The following is a 20,687-nucleotide window of genomic DNA, read 5'->3' on the forward strand; positions in this document are numbered from 1 at the left end:
TAAAAAATGATTAATGAATAGGGCGTATTAAGTAATATAGGGTAGAACAGTTTACTCCTTTTACACTATACTTTATTCATTTTTAGGTTAGCATTCCACCATCTACGTTCATTACTTGACCAGTAATGTATGAGGAAAGGTCGCTCCCTAAAAAGACACATGCATTAGCAATATCTTCTGGAGAACCCCCACGTTTAAGTGGAATTGCTTCTCTCCAACTTTGTACGGTTGCTTCATCCAATTTACCAGTCATTTCTGTTTCAATAAATCCTGGTGCAATAGCATTGCAACGAATATCACGCGATCCTAATTCGAGTGCCACCGATTTTGTAAATCCGATGATTCCTGCTTTAGAAGCGGCATAGTTAGTTTGTCCGGCATTTCCCTTCACTCCTACTACAGAACTCATATTAATAATTGAACCTTTTCGTTGTTTTAGCATGGTACGCTGCACTGCTTTGGTCATGTTAAAAACCGACTTCAAATTTACCTCGATCACTTTGTCGAAATCTTCTTCAGAAATACGCATTAACAAATTATCTTTTGTAATCCCTGCGTTATTGATTAGAATATCGATACTCCCAAAATCTTTTAATACTTCTGAAGCTAAGTCTTGAGATTGCTCATAATTTGAAGCATCACTTTTATATGCTTTTGCTTTAATACCAGTTTCTGAAAGTTCATCGGCAAGTGCATTAGCAGCTTCTGATGATGAGTTGTAAGTAAAAGCCACATTTGCGCCATGTTTAGCAAACACTTCTACAATTCCTTTTCCAATACCACGGCTTCCACCGGTAATAATTGCTGTTTTTCCTTCGAGTAATTTCATGAGTTTTACGGTCTTTTGAATCGTTTCAAATATAGGAAATCGCTTCGGTGTTACCATAAAAAAACTCCCCAACTTGGTTAGGGAGTTTTACATTATAATGAATTTTAAGTCTTGAAAAAACTATCCAAGAACTTCTGCCACTTTTTTTCCAATTTCTGCTGGAGAATTTACGACATGTATTCCACATTCAGCAAGAATCTTTTTCTTTGCTTGTGCTGTGTCATCACTTCCACCTACTATTGCTCCTGCATGACCCATTGTGCGCCCTGCCGGTGCTGTTTCTCCTGCTATAAAACCAACTACAGGTTTCTTACTTCCGCTTTCTTTATACCATTGTGCAGCCTCAGCTTCTAATTGTCCACCGATTTCACCAATCATTACTACAGCTTCTGTAGCAGGATCGTTGATTAATAACTCAACAGCTTCTTTTGTTGTAGTTCCAATTATAGGATCTCCACCAATACCAATTGCTGTAGTGATACCAAGCCCTTGTTTAACAACTTGGTCTGCGGCTTCATAGGTAAGCGTTCCTGATTTTGAAACAATTCCTACTTTTCCGCTTTTAAAAACGAACCCAGGCATAATACCTACTTTCGCTTCTCCGGGAGTAATAACTCCTGGACAGTTTGGACCTACCAAACGACAATCTAAATCTTTAATGTAATCTGCTGCTTTAATCATGTCGGCAACCGGAATACCTTCTGTAATAGTAATAATTACTTTAATTCCTGCATTTGCAGCTTCCATAATTGCATCGGCAGCAAATGCTGGTGGTACAAATATAATGGTTGTATCAGCACCTGTTTTTTTTACCGCTTGTTCTACAGTATTGAAAACAGGACGATCTAAATGGGACTGACCGCCTTTACCGGGAGTTACACCTCCAACAACATTGGTTCCGTACTCGATCATTTGTTCGGCGTGAAAAGTTCCTTCACTTCCGGTAAATCCTTGTACAATTATTTTTGAATCTTTATTGACTAAAACACTCATTCTATGTAGGGTCTAATTATTAATAGTTCTGATTTTTCGTTCCTAAAACAACTTATTTGGGAACGACGGCAAAGATACTTTTTTTAAGGAAGTTGTAAAAGAAAATTAGACTTTAACCTTGTGATACGATTCTGATGTATCATCATTATTAGTTACAGGCTGACTAATTTGATAGCCTCTATATAATTTACCATCTTTTACTTCCCAAATACACATGAAATGAGCAATACCCAATTCTTCATCTTGGTTTTCGATAGTTTTAATATAATATTTGTAACGAACAGTTACATGTCCAGAATCTTCTAATAAATGACTTACTTCTACTCTCATATCGAGATAGGTTCTTTTTATTTCTGAAAAGAACGTCACAATATCGTCATAATTCATAATTGTAAGTCCATCGGCACTATTCCATATAAGTACCAGCTCGGGATGAAAAAATTTCTCTAGAACTGATTCATCTTTTAATAGGTCTGATTTATAAAATTCTTTAACTATTTCCTTTGCGTTTTTACTCATTTTATTTTGTCTAGTTTGTCAATAATATCTGGAATTAAGCGAATAGACGCTAATTCTTTGTACTTTTTTCTGAATTCGTCGGCGGGCGTTCCAAAATACGACTTATGTCCTGGAAGTGATTTACTTACGCCGCTTTGGGCAGAAATTATAGCCTTTTCACCAATTGTAATTCCGCTAGTAATTCCAACTTGCCCCCATATAGTCACAAAATCTTCGATTAGAACACAGCCAGCTATTCCTACTTGTGAAGCAATAAGGCAACGTCTTCCAATCACGGTATCATGACCTACGTGCACTTGATTGTCAAGCTTAGAGCCTTCGCCGATAATAGTAGAAGCACTAACTCCTTTGTCGATCGTGCAGTGTGCTCCAATGTCGACATTGTGCTGAATTACAACATTTCCTCCACTAATTAACTTATCGAAATATTCTGGGCGGTTTTTATAATAAAATGCATCAGCACCTAATACCGTTCCTGCGTGAATGGTTACATTGTCACCGATAACAGTATGATCGTAAATACTAACATTACTATGTATAACACAATTATCTCCAATTATTACATTATTCCCTACAAAACTATTGGGTTGAATTACGGTATTTTTTCCTATTTCAGCAGATGGAGCAATAGAGGCACTTGCAGAAACAAAAGGTCTAAAATAACGCGTTAAATAATTAAAATCCCGAAAGGGATCTTCAGAAATTAGAAGCGCTTTTCCTGTAGGACATTCAACTTCTTTGTTAATAAGAATAATGGTTGCTTGAGACTCTAATGCTTTGTCATAATACTTGGGGTGGTCTACAAAAACAATATCTCCTGGACGAACTACATGAATTTCGTTCATTCCCAAAACTGGAAAATCTGCATCACCTATATAACTACAGGCAATTAATTCTGCAATTTCCTTGAGTGTCTGGGGATCTTGAAACTTCATAATATCAAATATAAAAATTCCCATCACAATATATCGGGCGATGGGAATTAATTTTTAAGCGTATTAAGAATAAAATTATAAATGCTATTCTTTTACCCGTTCCTGATACTGTCCTTTATCTGTGTCTATTCTTATTTTATCACCTTCATTAATAAATAAAGGGACATTTACTTCTGCTCCAGTTTCAACAACTGCTGGTTTTGTGGCATTTGTAGCTGTATTTCCTTTTACACCCGGTTCTGTAGCAGTTACCTCTAAAACTACATGTGGAGGCATTTCTACTGAAAGAGGCATATTGTCTTCGGTATTAATTATAACCGTCACAACTTCTCCTTCTTTCATTAACTCGGGAGTATCTAAAGCTTCTTTTAATAATCGAATTTGTGAATAATCCTCATTATTCATGAAATGATAAAACTCACCTTCATTGTATAAAAACTGAAACTTATGTGTTTCTACACGAACATCTTCGATCTTATGCCCTGCAGAAAATGTATTATCGATCACCTTTCCAGTTGTAACACTTTTTAATTTCGTACGAACAAAGGCAGGCCCTTTTCCTGGTTTTACGTGTAAAAATTCAATAATCTTGTAAATATCGTTACTGTACCTGATACACAATCCTTTTCTAATATCTGAACTTGTTGCCATATGTATTTCCCGTAGTTACGGGTATATTTTTAGGTTAATATTTTTTTAGTTATTACTGAAATACCCTTTCATGATACCGCGCTTAGAATTCTTAATAAATTGAAGAATTTCATCTCGCTCTGGAGTTGCTTCCATTTCAGCTTCAATGATCTCACAGGCTTGGGTATTGTTATAATTACGCTGATATAATAAACGGTAAATATTTTGAATCTCTCTAATTTTTTCTGGTTCGAAACCTCTTCTTCGCAACCCTATAGAGTTAATCCCTACATACGATAAAGGTTCTCTCGCAGCTTTAACAAAAGGAGGAACGTCTTTACGAACCAAGGATCCCCCAGTCACAAACGCATGATTTCCAATCATACAAAATTGATGTACAGCGGTCATTCCGGCAAGTACAACATGATCTCCAACAGTAATATGCCCTGCTAATGTGCTATTATTTGAAAAAATACAATTATCTCCAACAATACAATCATGTGCAATGTGGCAGTACGCCATTATCCAGCAATTTTTTCCAATTACTGTCTTCCCTCTATCGGAAGTACCACGATTAATGGTTACATATTCTCTAATAGTGGTGCCATCACCTATTTCTGCTGTAGTATCTTCGTCATTAAACTTTAGATCTTGTGGAATCGCCGAAATTACGGCTCCTGGAAAAATATTACAATTTTTTCCTATTCGAGCGCCTTCCATTATAGTTACGTTAGATCCGATCCAGGTACCTTCACCAATTACTACATTATTATGAATTGTGGTAAAAGGTTCTATGACCACGTTTTTGGCAATTTTTGCGCCCGGATGGACGTATGCAAGTGGTTGATTCATTTATTCATTTTTAGTTTTAACGATCTGTGCCATTAATTCGGCTTCGGTCACTAATTTGTCATTGGCGTAGGCCTTTCCCGTCATGTGTACAATTCCTCTTCGAATTGGAGTAATTAGATCGAGTTTAAAGATAAGGGTGTCACCAGGATTCACTTGTTGTTTAAATTTCACATTATCTATTTTCATAAAATAGGTAAGATAATTTTCGGGGTCAGGCACTGTGCTTAGCGCAAGGATCCCTCCCGATTGTGCCATTGCCTCAACAATTAGAACTCCAGGCATTACGGGTGCTCCAGGAAAATGGCCTACAAAAAAAGGCTCATTCATTGTTACATTTTTAAGTCCCACTACATGAGAACTTGACATTTCCAAAATTTTATCTACCAACAAAAAAGGCGGACGGTGCGGAAGCATGTCCATAATTTGGTTAATGTCTTTAACTGGAGTTTTTGAAAGGTCGAATTTAGGTACTTTGTTTCTGCTTTCGATCTTAATAATTTTTGAGAGCTTTTTTGCAAATTGGGTGTTTACGTAGTGTCCCGGCTTATTGGCAATTACTTTACCTTTAATACGGGTTCCTACCAATGCCAAATCTCCAATTACATCCAATAATTTATGTCGAGCAGCTTCATTAGGGTGATGCAACGTTAGGTTGTCTAAAATTCCGTTAGGTTTTACTGAAATTTCATCTTTTCCGAAGGCAGTACGAAGTTTTTCCATGGTTTCTGAAGAAAGCTCTTTATCTACATACACAATGGCATTATTAAGATCCCCTCCTTTTATAAGTCCGTTATCTAATAACATTTCAATTTCATGCAAAAAACTGAAAGTTCGTGAATCTGAAATTTCAGTTTTAAAATCAGATAATTTTTTCAGAGATGCATTTTGTGTTCCTAGGACTTTGGTTCCAAAATCGACCATGGTTGTTACCTGATAGTCTTCCGAAGGAATAATTGTAATTTCACTACCAGTTTCTTCATCTGTAAAAGAAATAACTTCTTTCACGACATATTCTTCTCGTTCTGCTTCTTGATCTACAATACCAGCTTTCTCTATCGCTTCAACGAAATATTTGGACGATCCGTCCATAATTGGTGGTTCTGAAGCGTCTAATTCCATCATACAGTTATCTACTTCCATCCCCACAAGTGCAGCGAGTACGTGTTCGGAAGTCTGTATTTTAACTCCTAATTTTTCAAGGTTGGTACCTCGTTGTGTATTTACCACGTAATTAGCATCGGCTTCTACTAAGGGTTGTCCTTCGAGATCGATGCGGGTAAAAGAATATCCGTGATTTTCAGGTGCGGGTTTAAATGTAATGGTAACCTCTTTTCCTGTATGCAATCCAACACCAGTTAGCGATACTGCTTTACCAATAGTGCGTTGTTTTACTGAAGTTTCACTCATGAGTTTTCAAAGTTTTTTTCAATCGTATTTAACCGTTCCATTGTTTTTGGAAGGTTTTTAAAGTGCACATAGCTTTTATTAAAATCACCATAATTTAAGGCTGGTGATCCCTGTAATGTTTCATTATCTTTTACATTTCGACCAATTCCACTTTGTGCTTGTATGCGCACGTTATCGCCAATCGTAATATGACCTACAATTCCAACTTGCCCACCAATAATGCAGTTTTTTCCTATTTTGGTAGATCCTGCTATTCCTGTTTGTGCAGCTATCACAGTATTTTCACCAATTTCTACATTATGGGCAATTTGTATTTGGTTGTCTAATTTTACCCCTTTTTTAATTATTGTAGACCCTAGGGTCGCTCTGTCTATTGCAGTACCTGCGCCAACATCTACGTGATCTTCTATGATCACGTTTCCTATTTGAGGGACTTTATTGTATTCTCCTTTTTCGTTGGGTGTAAATCCGAAACCATCTGCTCCTACGATAACTCCACTATGAATTACACAATGGTTCCCAATTATGGTTTCTGAATAAATTTTAGCTCCGGCAAAAACGACTACATTATCACCTAAAGTTACATTATCACCAATATATGCGTTAGGATAGATCTTTACATTATTCCCAATTTTCACATTCTCTCCAACGTACGAAAAAGCACCTAAGTAAATTTCATCCCCATGCGTAGCAGTCTCAGAAAAGAAAGAGGGTTGTTCGACGCCTTTTTTGTTCATTTTTACTTGGTTATAATATTCCAGTAATTTTGAAAAAGCTTTATACGCATCATCTACACGTATTAATGTAGTGGTAATGGGGTTTTCAGCAATAAATGCTTTGTCCACAATAGTAATGGATGCCTGGGTCGTATATATATAGGGAGTATATTTAGGATTGGAAAGAAAGGTAAGTGTTCCTTCACTACCCTCCTCTATTTTTGCAAGCTTAAAGACTTCTACTGCTTCATTGCCATCTACTTCACCGTCTAAAATTCCTGCTATTTGTGTTGCTGTAAATTTCATTCTTTATACTGGTATGGATCTAAGAAAAGAAACACTACCTGCTCGCAAATTTGAAAACGTATCGTGCTGTCTTTGGTTATATAACATTCTTGCAAAAATAGAAAAAAAGGATTAGTATTTCGACTTTGGATAACAGAGATAATATTTTACTACATTTTTACTAAGGGCCTCAAGGTTTAATTGATCACTTGCTTTGGCTACATCTACAATTTTTCCCGTTTTTGTAATAAGGTTAATGGTGTCTTTATCCATTCTGTATGCCTGATTTGAAATGGTTCCAGTAAACACAAAATAAGATGCTTCATGTTCCGAAATGTTGTGTCGTTTCATTAACCGTTGTTTCTTTTTAAGTAGAAGTTCTTCAGAAATGGGCTTTTTTTTCAGTTTTACTTTTAATAAATTTCGGTTTAAAAGCATTTCTGAACTATTTCGTAGCACAAAATCTTCAGAAGTGACCCATGATTTCATTGCTGAAATAATATCATAATCATCGAGCTTCGAAAATGTATTGAGAACATCTTCAGTAAAACTAGTTTCAGTAATCGCATTTTTCAGAAAAAAAGATAAGGCACTACTTGCGGGCAATTTATATCCTTGTTGTGTTAGTTCTTTGGCACGCTTTAAAACTCGCAATAATAATTGTTCTGCTACAATTCCCGTTTTATGCAAATACACCTGCCAATACATGAGGCGACGGGCGATTATAAATTTTTCTACGGAATAAATCCCCTTCTCTTCCACTACCAAATCGTCATCATGAACATTTAGCATGGTAATAAGCCTTTCGGAATTCACCGACCCTTCTGAAACTCCTGTGTAGAAACTATCTCTTCGCAAGTAGTCGAGCCGGTCCATATCTAATTGTCCAGATAACAGTTGATGAAAGAAATTACGGTCATATTTGTTCTCAAAAATGGTGATCGCCAACGTTAATCTGTTGTTAAACTTTGTGTTTAATTCCCTCATAAAAAGTAGTGAAATCTGTTCATGACTTATATTTTCAACGATGCTGTGTTCCATCGCATGAGAGAATGGACCGTGCCCAATATCATGTAATAAAATGGCAATTAGCAAGCCTTCTTCCTCTTCTTCGGAAATTGTAACCCCCTTTATGCGAAGCACCTGAACGGCTTTTTGCATTAAATACATGGCACCCATCGCGTGATGAAATCTCGTATGGTGTGCACCAGGATAAACGAGGTATGACATTCCCATTTGCGATATTCTTCGCAGTCTTTGGAAATAGGGATGTTCAATTAATTGAAATATGAGCGTCCCTGGAATCGTAATAAAACCATAGATCGGATCGTTAACTATTTTGAGTTTCTTTTTGGAATTCAACTATTAACTTTTAATTAATACAGCCCTGTTAGTTCCCGGGGTATTTCGGAATTAAATTTGTAACAACAATATAAATAGTACAGGAACAAAAATTAATAAACAAATATACATATATGAGCGACATAAAAGTACTTTGGGTAGATGATGAAATTGATTTACTAAAACCGCACATTATATTTCTTGAGAACAAGAACTATAAAGTTACAACCGCTCAAAGTGGTACGGAAGCTCTGGAAGAAATTAAAGAAGAAAATTTCGATATTGTTTTTTTAGATGAAAACATGCCTGGACTTACAGGTTTGGAGACACTTGCTGAATTAAAAGAGTTCGATGCTACCCTTCCTGTTGTGATGATTACGAAAAGTGAAGAAGAATATATTATGGAAGAAGCGATTGGTTCTAAGATCGCTGATTATCTAATAAAACCTGTTAATCCTAATCAGATCTTATTAAGTCTGAAGAAAAATTTAGATCACTCACGATTGGTTTCTGAAAAAACTACTTCTAACTACCAACAGGAGTTCAGAAAAATTGCAATGGATCTGTCTACGGTAAATTCTTATGAAGAATGGGCAGAAATGTATCAGAAACTGGTTTATTGGGAATTAGAGTTGGAAAGTATAGAGGATTCTGGGATGTTCGAAATTTTAGAATCTCAAAAAACTGAAGCGAATACGCAGTTCTGTAAATTCATCGATAAGAATTATCCACAATGGTTCGAAGATAAAGCAGACGCTCCTACTATGTCGCACACTTTATTTCGTGACAAAGTAGTACCACAATTAAAAGATAAAAAACCAACGTTACTTGTTGTTGTAGATAATTTAAGGTACGATCAATGGAAAGCTTTTGAGCCATTTGTAAATAATATCTACAAAAAAACGGTAGAAGAAATGTATTACGGAATATTACCTACTGCGACACAGTATGCTCGAAATGCTATTTTTAGTGGATTGATGCCCGCCGATATGGAAAAAAGGCATCCCGACCTTTGGCTAAATGATACCGATGAAGGAGGCAAAAACATGAAGGAAAAAGAATTTCTCGAAGCACAGTTAAAGCGATTAGGATTGGAACTTAATTGGAGTTACCATAAAATATCTAGCTTAAAACAAGGGAAGCGACTTTCAGAAAATTTTAAAAGCCATAAAGATGAAGATCTTACTGTAGTAGTATACAACTTTGTAGATATACTCTCCCACTCTAAAACTGAAATGGAAGTTATTAAAGAATTAGCCTCTACCGATAAATCGTATCGAAGTTTAACACAAAGCTGGTTTAAAAACTCTCCTTTAATGGAGATCATTCAACAAGCTGCACAATTAGGATTTAAATTAATAATTACTACAGATCACGGTACAATAAATGTAAAAAATCCATCTAAAGTTATTGGTGATAAAAACACAAGTTTAAATTTAAGATACAAAACAGGTCGTAGTCTTACTTATGAAGATAAAGATGTATTAGCGGCAACAGACCCTAAAAACATTAAGCTACCTACAATAAATATGAGTAGTTCATTTATTTTTGCGAAAGGGGATCTCTTCTTTGCATACCCTAATAATTACAATCATTATGTTAGTTATTATAGAAACACTTATCAGCATGGAGGAGTATCTTTAGAGGAGATGATTATTCCGTTTACAGTTCTTGAACCAAAATAATTTCTGTAAGATTATTCCTATTAAATTACCGTTCGTCGATATTTCGTGTTTATAAACTGAATATTTTCCTATATTTGCCAGCGATTATACTATGGAAATAACCTACACACTAAATCAATTACCAACAATAGCTACCCAGATAATAGCATCGCTTTCTAACAGGGTATTATTATTTCATGGTAAAATGGGTGTTGGAAAAACAACATTAATAAAACAAATAGCCGAGCAGCTAGGGGTTGAAGACAGCATGAGCAGCCCTACCTTTTCATTGGTGAATGAATATAAAATTACGAATGATCTAAATTTATACCACTTTGATTTTTATAGAATTGAAAGTGAGGATGAAGCTTTTGATATTGGAATTGAAGAATATTTTGAATCGCCACATTGGAAACTAATTGAGTGGCCGGAAAAAATAAAAAATTTAATTCCTAACACACATACAAAGATTAATATTACTGAAAATTTAGATAAGAGTCGAACATTAAACATAACAATGCCCGTGAACTAAAAATAACGCTACATTCCATATTTACAATACTTTATTACGCCATATTGTTAATTTTTTATTAATTATCAAAGGAAATCATTTTGATTATAAAAAAACTAATAAATATACGGCAATCTTAGTTTGAATACTTGTGATATTTTGTGCCATATTTGTACTATAAACCTCACAAAACTCATATATTATGAAAAACTTAAAAGTATTATTTATCGTAGCAATTTTTGGATTAGGATTAACAACTTCATGCACCCCGGAAGGAATAGAAGATGGACAAACCGAACAACAAGTCGACAAAACACTTAAACCTTTACGCCAAGGGTAAATCAAAATTATATCTTGGAGGTTTTATTGTATTTTTAATTGCTTTAACTCCAATTTTATTTTATTCTTATGAGAGTTTCCCAGATAGCCAAATTTGGGAAACTCCTTTTTTTACATTAGAGACTAGCTTTCCTGATTGGTATTCATTTGCATGGTATTTTACAGGAAAAGCAATTCCCTTATTTCTATTGCTTTTATGGTTTTTTACTTGCAAGCATTGGTGGCATTGGATAATATTAGTACCAATATCAATGTATTCGTTTCAATTATGGGCTGTTATAAATGAAAGTAATGATTTAGACGAAATTGAATTAATTTATATTCTTCCCTTAATGATGGTTTTAGTGCCTTTCGTTTATTTAATTAGAGCTCAACTATTTAATAAATTAGTGGATAAGGATCTAAAATCATTCGAAAAAGATCTTCTTCAAAAAAAATCGATTTGGCAGCAGATACGCGATTTGTTCCGCTAAATTGTTTCCTCTATTTTAATAAATAAATGTGTAAATTGTTCCTGTTAACACATTCTAAATGACACAACCTAAATCACCTTTTACAAAGGAACAACTCCTCCCTCAAGAAGAAACACTTGAAATCTCTAGACAAAGAGGAGAATTATTTATTGGAATACCTAAAGAGACATATTTTCAAGAAAAACGAATTTGTTTAACCCCTGATGCTGTAGGAGCAATTGTGGCTAACGGACAAAAAGTACTTATTGAAAAAGGGGCTGGTAAAGAAGCGGGATTTAGCGACACAGATTACAGTGAAGCTGGAGCCATGTTAACGAATGATACCAAAAAAGTATTTCAATGTCCTATTATATTAAAAGTAGAACCCCCTACCTTGGAAGAGCTTAAACTTATAAATCCCAAAACAGTTTTAATTTCTGCGCTTCAACTTAAAACACGAAAAAAAGAATACTTTGAAACTCTTTCTAAAAAGAAGATTACCGCTTTGGCATTTGAATTTATAAAAGACCAAGACCACAGCTATCCTGCTGTAAAAGCATTGAGTGAAATCGCTGGTACTGCAAGTGTTCTAATTGCTGCCGAATTAATGGTAAATGCTAAGAAAGGAAATGGACTTCTCTTCGGAAACATATCTGGTGTTCCCCCTATCGAAGTAGTAGTTATAGGAGCCGGAACGGTTGGACAATTTGCAGTTCGCTCTGCATTGGGTTTAGGAGCTAATGTTAAAGTTTTCGATAGTTCTATTACAAAATTAAGAGATATTCAAACCAAAGTTGGACAAACCCTATACACCTCTACCATACAACCTAAAAATCTAATGAAAGCGTTGCGGCGTTGCGATGTTGCCATTGGTGCCGTGCGTGGAACTAATCGATCGCCCATTATTGTTACAGAGGAGATGATCGAAAAAATGAAAAAAGGTGCCGTTATTATTGACGTAAGTGTAGACATGGGGGGGTGTTTTGAAACTACAGAAATGACATCTCACGATGCTCCTACACATATAAAACATGATGTTATACATTACGGTGTTCCTAATATACCTGCACGATATCCTAAAACAGCGTCCATTTCTATTAGTAATATTTTCACACCGTATCTTTTAGATATTTCAGAATGTGGTGGTTTAGAAAATGCCATTCGATTCGACGCAGGACTAAAAAATGGTTTGTACTTTTACCGCGGCATTTTAACCAATAAAGCAGTTGCTGAGTGGTTCGATATGTCGTATAGTGATATCAATCTTTTATTTTTTTAGATGAAATTTATACATAGACTTGGATTTTACAGTGGAGGTTTTATTATTGGGCTTATAATTCTATTTTTCTTTTTAAGCGGCAAAAAAACCTCTTGTGACTATGGTCCTGAAGCACGTGTGTTAAAAAACATTCGAATAAAGAATAGATTATACAGTCCAAAAGCACTTCAAAAATTATCTAAAAATAATATAGACACCGCAAATATTTCTGAAATATTACACAATGGCAATGTTGATTTCTCTAAAAGTAATACCGACCTAGACTCTTGTAAACAATATGTAGTAAAAGGGAAGGTTTTGGATAAAAAGATTTTGGTAATTATTGAAAATTGTAATGATAATGCTACTATATTAGATGCAGATATAGAAAACTAACTTTCGCTACATTTCTTTTTTAAGCTGTTTAATATAGTAAGAAGGATATATCCCACAACGCTTATAAAAAGCTTTATTAAAAGATTCTGCTGTATTAAAACCACATTCCCTTGCAATCGCTTTTATCGTATATTTTCTAAACATTTTATTCTTTCTTAATTCTTCTAGTGCATAGTCTGCACGGAGATCATTAACGTATTGAGAAAAGTTTTTCTTCTTTTTTAAATTTATCACTTTAGATAAATAATTAGAGTTAGTTCCGAATCGTTTTGATAATTCATTAAGATTAATTTTTGATGCAAGAAATTCATTTTCTTCTTCAAATTCCTCCAAACGTTTGACAATTTGTGTCTCAATAGTTTTGGATATTCCTAAACTTGTTTCGTTTTGCAACGAGCTCAAAGCTTTTTGTTCTTTATTGATATTTAATGCATTAAAACGTTTCTTATAAATTAATTGGCGTTTAAAATAATACAAGAGTGCCGCAATTGTACATGACAAAATACCAAGACATACCCATAATATTATTCGAGATCGTTGAGTTTTCTCCTGAAGATCTAAAATTACTGCTTCCTTTTCTTTTAAAAGCCTCGGTCTAGAGAATTTACGATTAAATTCAGGTTCAAAATATTGATAATTAATTTTATGTATACTGTCTATGTTAATCAGCTTATTTAAATATTCAATTTGCTCACTTGAATTTTTTGATAATGCTAATAGTTTTTCAAACATTATCCGTTGATTAGGAAATATGTCTATATTATTATTTTCATAAATAGAGTCCGCCTTATAGTAAAACTTCTTAGCTTCCTTAATTTTAGCAAGACCTTCTAACGCTAATCCTTTATGCATTAGAATATTAAACATTGCCGATTTTTCATTCTTTAAAACCATTATTGGATAAATAGAATCTGAAATTCTAATAACTTTATGGTAATTTCTCTCTTTTAAATACAACTCTATTTTAACTTCCTCAATCCAAAAAGAGTAAAAATTAAAATATTGCCCTTGGCTTGAATTATTTAAAGCTTTAGCTCGATTTAAATAATAAAAAGATGAGTCTATTTTATTTAATTGATAATAACAGTTTGAAAAATTCAAGTATGATTCAATTTTCATATTTATAGAAAGTGAATGGATTTTGTCTTGATATCCCTTACGTGAAGATTGTATTAAATACTTAGTAAAATCTTTATTCGTTAGAAGTTCATGTCGTTTCTTTTGTAAGTTCAATGCTTCTCTTTTATTTCCCCATATTGATTTTTGAATAATTAAAAAGTTTAAAACAAATACTTGATTTGGAATATTATTACTACTTAAAGAAAATTTATATGCTATTAGAAAATTTTCCGCTGATTTGATTAAATCGCCTAAAACATGATAATTTGAGGCTTTTTGAATATAGCCCAAACCAGGATAAGTAATATGCTCTAACTCTTTAGTTAATTCTATAATACTGTCAGCATATTTTATATTTTTCTCAGAATGGTAAATCCTTGCTAATCGATCGTAGCCTCTCGCTATCTTAATAGTATCGTTCTGTTGCTTTGCTCTATTGAGGTATACGTTTGCAACCTTTTCAGCTTTAATTGAGTCGTATTCAACTTCTGAAAAAAGAGTTAACAATGATTCATCTTCCATTTTTTTAAGATTCTCAATACTTAAATCTTGTGAAAAAGTATGTAAGCCGGAAGTAAGTAAGATTAATAGTAAAAGAATTCGCATAGGGATATTTAAAAAGTATAGAGGGAGTTAATATGCGATCATTTATAAATGTACTAAAATATTATTGGCTCCGAAATAAACGAAAAGAACCACCAACGTACACTCTTAATTGTCAATAGGATAATAATTTATATTGATATCGTAATTCTTGAATGACGACATCTGTATTCTTAAAATCAGAGATTGTGCTCTTGTAAAGAATAATTATATGCATCACCTTTATATTGCTGAAAGATGCAAAGTCAACCAGAGGTTTTCATATTTAATATTAACAGGGGAGTTGATGCAGTGGAAACCTCGATGTTGACTAACCTATTAAAATTGTACTGTCTTAAAAAAAATTAAATCTTTCTTCGCTCTTTTTCTCTTTTTAGCAAAGTTAATTCGCGACTCGTTTGTCCAGCTACCGATGTGTTTTCTTCAGCTCTACGAATTAAATAAGGCATAACATCTTTAACAGGTCCAAAGGGTATATATTTTGCAACATTAAATCCTTCTGCTGCCAAATTATAACTTATATGATCACTCATACCATATAACTGTCCAAACCAAATTCGATTATCACGTTTTAACAATCCTTTCGCATCCATAATTTCCATTGCTAAATAGCTGCTAGCTTCGTTATGTGTGCCCAGAAATAATGATATGTCCTCAAGGTTGTCAAGAATATAATTCATTACTGCATTAAAATTATCATCGGTTGCTTTTTTGCTTTCGCAGATAGGAGTTTTATACCCATTTTCCTCTGCTCGGTCATTCTCTTTCTCCATATAAGCTCCTCTTACAACTTTAAAGCCGAGCTTATACCCTTTTTCTTTAGCTTTTTCGTGAGCAGCTTTTAAATAACTTAAACGGTCCCAACGATAACATTGCAACGTATTAAATACAATAGGTTGTTCTTTATTATATTTCTCCATCATTGTTTCACAAAGATCATCTGCGGCATCCTGTATCCAAGATTCTTCACCATCGATTAGTAAGGAGATATTACATTCGTGTGCCACCTTACAAACTTTGTCGTAACGTTCTTTAATTCGCCCCCACTCTTGTTCTTCATTAGAAGTTAACGGGTCTTTCTCGGTTATTTTTTGCCATAATTTAAATCGACCAAACCCCGTAGGTTTAAAAACGGAGAATGGCATTGCGTCTTTATTTTTAGCAAAACGTGTCAACTCAATGACCTTTTCCATTGTTGCATCAAATTGAGCTTCTGTTTCTTTCCCTTCTACCGAATAATCTAATACAGAATATACTTGTGCAGACATTAAATTATCTACTACTGGCATACAATCCTTTTCGTTAACGCCACCACAGAAATGATCGAACACAGTAGACCGTATTAAACCTTCTACAGGTAGATGTAAATTTAATGCAAACTTAGTTGCTGCTGTTCCTATACGAACTAAGGGTTCTTTAGAAATCATCTTGAATAAAAAATATGCACGCTCTAGTTCTGAGTCAGTTTTTAGAGAGAATGCTGTTTTTGTATTATCGAATAAAGATTTTGATACCATATTAGCAAAATATTGTTGGCAAATATAGTTAGATTTGACATGTAATATTCTAATAAATACGGTTTCAATAGATGGAAATTATTCAAAAAGAACGAGGTTCTATTTCTAATGCTAATGTTGGATGGATAGAGCTTGTTAAACAGCTTAAAATCAATTCATTTTCTAAAATATTTATTCTTACCGATTCTAATACTAAAATAGACTGCTTACCTTATTTTCTTTCAAAAGTAAATTTTAAACAACAGCCTGAGCTTCTTGAGATGCATTCGGGAGAACAAAATAAGAACATTTCGACATGCATAGAGCTATGGACTACACTTTCAGAAAAAGGAGCAGATAGAAATAGTCTTTTAATAAATCTTGGTGGAGGTGTTGTTACCGATCTTGGAGGGTTTATCGCTTCTACATTTAGGAGAGGGATTGAATTTATTAATATTCCCACTACCCTACTCGCCATGGTTGATGCTTCTGTTGGAGGAAAAAACGGGATTGATCTCGGAAATTTAAAAAATCAGATTGGCATTATTCGAAATCCACTTTTAGTTCTTATCGATATTGAATTTCTCAAAACATTACCGCAAGCAGAACTTACTTCAGGATATGCCGAAATGCTGAAGCATGGTCTTATTTATTCTGAAGAATATTGGAATGAATTAAAACAATTTTCTGCAGCTAATATGAATGAAGTCAATCAACTTATATGGGCTTCAGTTAAAATTAAAAATGAAGTTGTTACGGAAGATCCTTTAGAAAAAGGAAGACGAAAGACTCTAAACTATGGTCACACCTTAGGGCATGCAATCGAGTCTTATTGCCTTTCTTCAGAAGAAAAAAAAACATTGCTACATGGTGAAGCTATCGCAATTGGAATGATTCTCGCTACTTACATTTCGACCATACTCTGTAATTTCCCAAAACAAAAATTGGAAGCAGTAACTTCAACATTTTTAAAACATTTTCAGAAGGAATTTTTTACAAAAAAGGATATTGAGTCTATAATAGATTTATTAAAATATGATAAAAAGAATTCTCATGGCGAAATAAACTTTGTATTGTTAGAGAATTTTGGTAAACACCGAGTAAATTGCCACGTTGAAAACCAGCTTATTTATGAAGCATTTAATTATTATGACAATTATTAAAAAAAATAAACCCGAAGATTAAGTGTGTTTTTATTTTTTTCTTAGTTTTAGCACTCATTACAAACCATCAACCCCAGTATCATGAAACGCGTAATTGTAGATTACAAAAAATTAACTCCCGAAATACTTTCTTTATTAGTAGAGAAATATCCGGATGGATATGATGATGACCACGTCATCACTTTTAAAAATGCCAAAAATGAAACTGTCGAAGCTGTAGAGGTACGCGACAATGATAGTATTTATCTAGTTAAGGTAAGTTCACGTCTTGAAGTTTCTATGGCAAATTTCGAAGAAGACGATTACGAGGAAGCTGAAACTAACGAGCCAATCGCAGAGTTTTTGGATCGAAAGAAAATGGATGACGAAGAAGAATAATAAAAAAGAGATATTCTAATTATTATCAATAAAAAGAGGCTCCAAACGGAGCCTCTTTTTATATTAGAAAGTTTCATAAATTAAGCGTGCTGTAATTCATGTTTACCTTCTTTAATTTCTTCAATTAACTTAGAATTAAAAGCTGGAAGATCGTCTGGATTTCTACTCGTTACAAATCCTTCATCTACTACAACTTCTTCATCTACCCAATTTGCTCCTGCATTTACAAGATCATCTTTAATAGATTTAAAGGAAGTTAATTTTCGACCTTTCACTACATCAGCAGAAATTAAAGTCCATGGTGCATGACAAATTGCCGCTACGGGTTTCTTTTCTTTAAAGAAATCACGCACAAATACTAACGCGTCTTCATTTCTTCTTAATTTATCTGGATTAATTACTCCACCTGGTAAAACTAAAGCATTATACTGTTTCGAATTTACGCTATTTATAGTTTTATCAACAGTGTACTCGTTGCTCCAGTTTCCATCTGCCCAAGATTTAATAGTTCCAGATTTATCACTAACTATATCCACGACAAAACCTTCTTTTTCCATCGCTTCTTTAGGTGATTTTAATTCAGATTCTTCAAATCCATCGGTTGCTAATATTGCTATTCTCTTTTTCATAATCGCTTTCAGTTTTAATATTAATTGTTTTGCTTACTCAAAGATACTAGTATTCATAGGCTCTAACAAAGACTTTGTGCTAAGCTTATATTAATTAATGCTAAAGTTTGTTAAGGAAAGTAGGTTAATTAGTTGCGAGATCCTCGGCGGTCTCTTTGTCTTTTTCAATTTTAGCTTTGTATTTACGAAGTTCTTTTAATTCTTCTTCATATGACAAAACAGCATTGTGAGATGGATTTACTTTAATGTTCCTAAATAGCGCCCAATTTACAGTAAATTCAGCCCCAAAAAATAAAATTAAACATGTGTAATAAACCCATAGTAAAATGAGTACAACGCTTCCAGCGGCTCCATATACAGAAGCAGGATTTGACTGTGTAAAGTAAAACCCGATTAGGTATTTCCCAAATAGAAATAAAAGAGATGTAATTAAAGCTCCTATAATAGTGGTCTTCCAAGGAATAACGATATCGGGTAGCATTTTAAAGATTGCCGCAAATAACCCTGCAATAAATATTTCTGAAAGTAACAGGTTAAGTACCCAAACAAGTACTGAAGACACTTCAGAATAATAATTGGCTAAATATTTACTAAGCACATCAATGGCTGAAGATAACACCAGTGATATGAGTAATAAAAATCCAATGATGAGTATGAGTCCGAAAGAAAGTAATCTTCTCTTCATACTATCAATAAATGTATTTTTTTTTGCGCGTACACTCCAAATATCATTTAATGCTTTCTGAAGTTGAAAAAACACACCTGTAGCTCCAAAAATCAACATTCCGATACCTATAATTACGGTTATTGTAGTACTATCTTCTACTGCAGCGTTAGCGATCATTTCTTCAATTGCTTCTGCCCCATCTATACCAATGGTGCCTCCAATTTCTGAGGTAATTTTTCCTTGTACCGCATCTTTTCCGAAGAAAATACCTGCAACATACATGGTAATCATTAATAATGAAGGTAACGAAAAAAGAGCATAATAAGCAATTACTGCACTTTTCGCCCATGGGTCATTTTTATCCCAGCTTGAATAGGTTTTTTTAAGTAGTGAAATTATTTTCATTATAAGTATCGTTCCTTAATAATATTACAATGATGAATTTCATGGCCGCAAATAATGGTTCCTGCAGCCCGAACCGAGAGTGTACTTCCACTAGCTATTCCTGATTGCTGTAGCGTTTTTTCGTTAAAACCTTTAAAGAGTGAGATTGTTGCAGTTCGAGTTGCCAAATAATCATCCAATAATTCATCTAAGGTGTATTTGTTCGCGTCTGAGTTTTGTACAAACTCATCTTGATCGAATCCAGGAAGCTCCACATTTTTTGAACGTGCAAATGTGAGTGCTCTATAAGAAAAAACGCGCTCTGTATCTATTAGATGCAATAGAACTTCCTTGGGCGTCCATTTATTCGTCGCATATCGATATTCAAGCTTATCGTTAGGAATTGCATTAAAAAAATCTGTTATATTCAGCAATCCTATTGAAAGACTTTTAGTGAGTAATGGCTCGGTTACTAAATTAATGTAAGTCTTGTAATAGGGGTTATATTCTTGTGAGGTCATAAAGTATAAAAATGAAAGTTAAAGTATAAAGATAAAAAAACCCTTTGCCATGTGACAAAGGGTTTTACTATATAATGCACAAATTTCAATTATATTTCATTAAAGATAGAGTGCATTAAACGTTTTTTATCATTAATACTTTCCTCCAATGAAATCATAGTCTCGGTTCTTGTAACTCCTTCGATATCATCTATTTTATAGATCACTTCTTTCGCATGACTGGTATCTTTGGCCCGTATTTTACAAAAAATATTAAACTTCCCAGTAGTGACATGTGCTACTGTGACGAAAGGGATTTCGTTAATCCGCTCTAAAACAAATTGGGTCTGAGATGTTTTCTGAAGAAATATTCCAACATATGCAATAAACGAATATCCTAATTTACGATAATCTAAACGAAGAGAAGATCCCGTTATAATTCCAGCTTCTTCCATTTTTTTTACGCGTACATGCACAGTACCAGCGGAAATTTGGAGTTTTTTAGCGATATCTGTAAATGGAGTTCGAGTGTTCTCGATAAGCATATCGAGAATGTTGTGATCGGTGTCGTCTAGTTTAAATTTGGCCATCTTGTTTTTTTGTTTTCAAAATGCAAAAATA

Annotated in this window: 22 protein-coding genes; 7 read left to right on the plus strand and 15 right to left on the minus strand. The window is 33.9% G+C overall.

Going from position 1 to position 20,687, the window contains the following annotated elements:
- Window positions 1-82: 82 nt before the first annotated feature.
- The 9 genes from fabG to ULVI_RS11445 all read right to left on the minus strand — a co-directional run bounded on the left by fabG (window position 83) and on the right by ULVI_RS11445 (window position 8,528).
- Window positions 83-829 carry a 3-oxoacyl-[acyl-carrier-protein] reductase gene (fabG, locus tag ULVI_RS11405; protein WP_068593103.1) on the minus strand — a complete coding sequence of 249 codons (747 nt, stop codon included), beginning with the start codon at window positions 827-829 and terminating at the stop codon, window positions 83-85.
- Between the two features lie 120 nt (window positions 830-949).
- The gene (sucD, locus tag ULVI_RS11410; RefSeq protein ID WP_068592904.1) at window positions 950-1,822 is read right to left on the minus strand and encodes a succinate--CoA ligase subunit alpha; all 873 of its coding nucleotides are present in this window, start codon (window positions 1,820-1,822) and stop codon (window positions 950-952) included.
- Window positions 1,823-1,927: 105 nt separating this feature from the next.
- Window positions 1,928-2,341: a nuclear transport factor 2 family protein gene (locus ULVI_RS11415; protein ID WP_068592905.1), complete on the minus strand. Its 414-nt coding sequence runs from the start codon at window positions 2,339-2,341 to the stop codon at window positions 1,928-1,930.
- A complete protein-coding gene (locus ULVI_RS11420; RefSeq protein WP_068593104.1) occupies window positions 2,338-3,276 on the minus strand; it encodes a UDP-3-O-(3-hydroxymyristoyl)glucosamine N-acyltransferase in 939 nt (312 codons plus the stop codon). Before ULVI_RS11420 ends, ULVI_RS11415 begins: the two co-directional genes overlap by 4 nt.
- An 84-nt stretch (window positions 3,277-3,360) precedes the next feature.
- Window positions 3,361-3,927, minus strand: a complete 567-nt coding sequence (gene efp, locus ULVI_RS11425) for an elongation factor P (protein WP_068592906.1) — start codon at window positions 3,925-3,927, stop codon at window positions 3,361-3,363.
- A gap of 45 nt (window positions 3,928-3,972) precedes the next feature.
- A complete protein-coding gene (gene lpxA, locus ULVI_RS11430) occupies window positions 3,973-4,758 on the minus strand; it encodes an acyl-ACP--UDP-N-acetylglucosamine O-acyltransferase (protein WP_068592907.1) in 786 nt (261 codons plus the stop codon).
- A complete protein-coding gene (locus ULVI_RS11435) occupies window positions 4,759-6,165 on the minus strand; it encodes a bifunctional UDP-3-O-[3-hydroxymyristoyl] N-acetylglucosamine deacetylase/3-hydroxyacyl-ACP dehydratase (RefSeq protein ID WP_068592908.1) in 1,407 nt (468 codons plus the stop codon).
- Window positions 6,162-7,187 (minus strand): UDP-3-O-(3-hydroxymyristoyl)glucosamine N-acyltransferase, encoded by a 1,026-nt coding sequence (gene lpxD, locus ULVI_RS11440; protein WP_068592909.1) that lies wholly within the window; start codon window positions 7,185-7,187, stop codon window positions 6,162-6,164. The genes ULVI_RS11435 and lpxD overlap by 4 nt, the downstream gene beginning before the upstream one ends.
- Window positions 7,188-7,298: 111 nt before the next feature.
- Window positions 7,299-8,528: an HD domain-containing protein gene (locus ULVI_RS11445; protein ID WP_068592910.1), complete on the minus strand. Its 1,230-nt coding sequence runs from the start codon at window positions 8,526-8,528 to the stop codon at window positions 7,299-7,301.
- Window positions 8,529-8,641: 113 nt separating this feature from the next.
- Between ULVI_RS11445 and porX the strand changes: the two genes are divergently transcribed.
- From porX to ULVI_RS11470, 5 genes are all read left to right on the plus strand, one after another.
- A complete protein-coding gene (gene porX / locus ULVI_RS11450; RefSeq protein WP_068592911.1) occupies window positions 8,642-10,192 on the plus strand; it encodes a T9SS response regulator signal transducer PorX in 1,551 nt (516 codons plus the stop codon).
- A 91-nt stretch (window positions 10,193-10,283) separates the two neighbouring features.
- Complete coding sequence (gene tsaE / locus ULVI_RS11455) at window positions 10,284-10,703, plus strand: tRNA (adenosine(37)-N6)-threonylcarbamoyltransferase complex ATPase subunit type 1 TsaE (protein WP_068592912.1); 420 nt, start codon at window positions 10,284-10,286, stop codon at window positions 10,701-10,703.
- 263 nt (window positions 10,704-10,966) lie between these two features.
- A complete protein-coding gene (locus ULVI_RS11460) occupies window positions 10,967-11,494 on the plus strand; it encodes a hypothetical protein (protein ID WP_068592913.1) in 528 nt (175 codons plus the stop codon).
- A gap of 58 nt (window positions 11,495-11,552) precedes the next feature.
- Window positions 11,553-12,752 carry an alanine dehydrogenase gene (locus tag ULVI_RS11465; protein WP_068592914.1) on the plus strand — a complete coding sequence of 400 codons (1,200 nt, stop codon included), beginning with the start codon at window positions 11,553-11,555 and terminating at the stop codon, window positions 12,750-12,752.
- Window positions 12,753-13,127 (plus strand): DUF4258 domain-containing protein, encoded by a 375-nt coding sequence (locus tag ULVI_RS11470; protein WP_068592915.1) that lies wholly within the window; start codon window positions 12,753-12,755, stop codon window positions 13,125-13,127. It abuts the gene before it with no gap.
- A gap of 6 nt (window positions 13,128-13,133) precedes the next feature.
- Here ULVI_RS11470 and ULVI_RS11475 read toward each other — a convergent pair whose 3' ends face one another.
- Together ULVI_RS11475 and ULVI_RS11480 are read right to left on the minus strand one after the other, a co-directional pair.
- Complete coding sequence (locus ULVI_RS11475; RefSeq protein ID WP_068592916.1) at window positions 13,134-14,852, minus strand: helix-turn-helix domain-containing protein; 1,719 nt, start codon at window positions 14,850-14,852, stop codon at window positions 13,134-13,136.
- A 341-nt stretch (window positions 14,853-15,193) separates the two neighbouring features.
- Window positions 15,194-16,366 (minus strand): proline dehydrogenase family protein, encoded by a 1,173-nt coding sequence (locus tag ULVI_RS11480; protein WP_068592917.1) that lies wholly within the window; start codon window positions 16,364-16,366, stop codon window positions 15,194-15,196.
- Window positions 16,367-16,437: 71 nt separating this feature from the next.
- On the opposite strand from ULVI_RS11480, the gene aroB reads away from it, so the two are divergent.
- Together aroB and ULVI_RS11490 are read left to right on the plus strand one after the other, a co-directional pair.
- A complete protein-coding gene (gene aroB, locus ULVI_RS11485) occupies window positions 16,438-17,508 on the plus strand; it encodes a 3-dehydroquinate synthase (RefSeq protein ID WP_068592918.1) in 1,071 nt (356 codons plus the stop codon).
- A gap of 81 nt (window positions 17,509-17,589) precedes the next feature.
- Window positions 17,590-17,886: a hypothetical protein gene (locus ULVI_RS11490; protein WP_068592919.1), complete on the plus strand. Its 297-nt coding sequence runs from the start codon at window positions 17,590-17,592 to the stop codon at window positions 17,884-17,886.
- Window positions 17,887-17,966: 80 nt separating this feature from the next.
- Here ULVI_RS11490 and ULVI_RS11495 read toward each other — a convergent pair whose 3' ends face one another.
- From ULVI_RS11495 to ULVI_RS11510, 4 genes are all read right to left on the minus strand, one after another.
- Window positions 17,967-18,515, minus strand: coding sequence for a type 1 glutamine amidotransferase domain-containing protein (locus tag ULVI_RS11495; protein ID WP_068592920.1), 549 nt, complete (start codon window positions 18,513-18,515; stop codon window positions 17,967-17,969).
- A gap of 124 nt (window positions 18,516-18,639) precedes the next feature.
- Window positions 18,640-19,587, minus strand: a complete 948-nt coding sequence (locus tag ULVI_RS11500) for a YihY/virulence factor BrkB family protein (RefSeq protein WP_068592921.1) — start codon at window positions 19,585-19,587, stop codon at window positions 18,640-18,642.
- Window positions 19,587-20,087, minus strand: coding sequence for a DinB family protein (locus ULVI_RS11505; RefSeq protein WP_068592922.1), 501 nt, complete (start codon window positions 20,085-20,087; stop codon window positions 19,587-19,589). Before ULVI_RS11505 ends, ULVI_RS11500 begins: the two co-directional genes overlap by 1 nt.
- Window positions 20,088-20,176: 89 nt before the next feature.
- The gene (locus ULVI_RS11510) at window positions 20,177-20,656 is read right to left on the minus strand and encodes an Lrp/AsnC family transcriptional regulator (protein WP_068592923.1); all 480 of its coding nucleotides are present in this window, start codon (window positions 20,654-20,656) and stop codon (window positions 20,177-20,179) included.
- Window positions 20,657-20,687 lie beyond the last annotated feature (31 nt).

It is taken from the genome of Cochleicola gelatinilyticus, from assembly GCF_001637325.1.
Lineage (GTDB): Bacteria > Bacteroidota > Bacteroidia > Flavobacteriales > Flavobacteriaceae > Cochleicola > Cochleicola gelatinilyticus.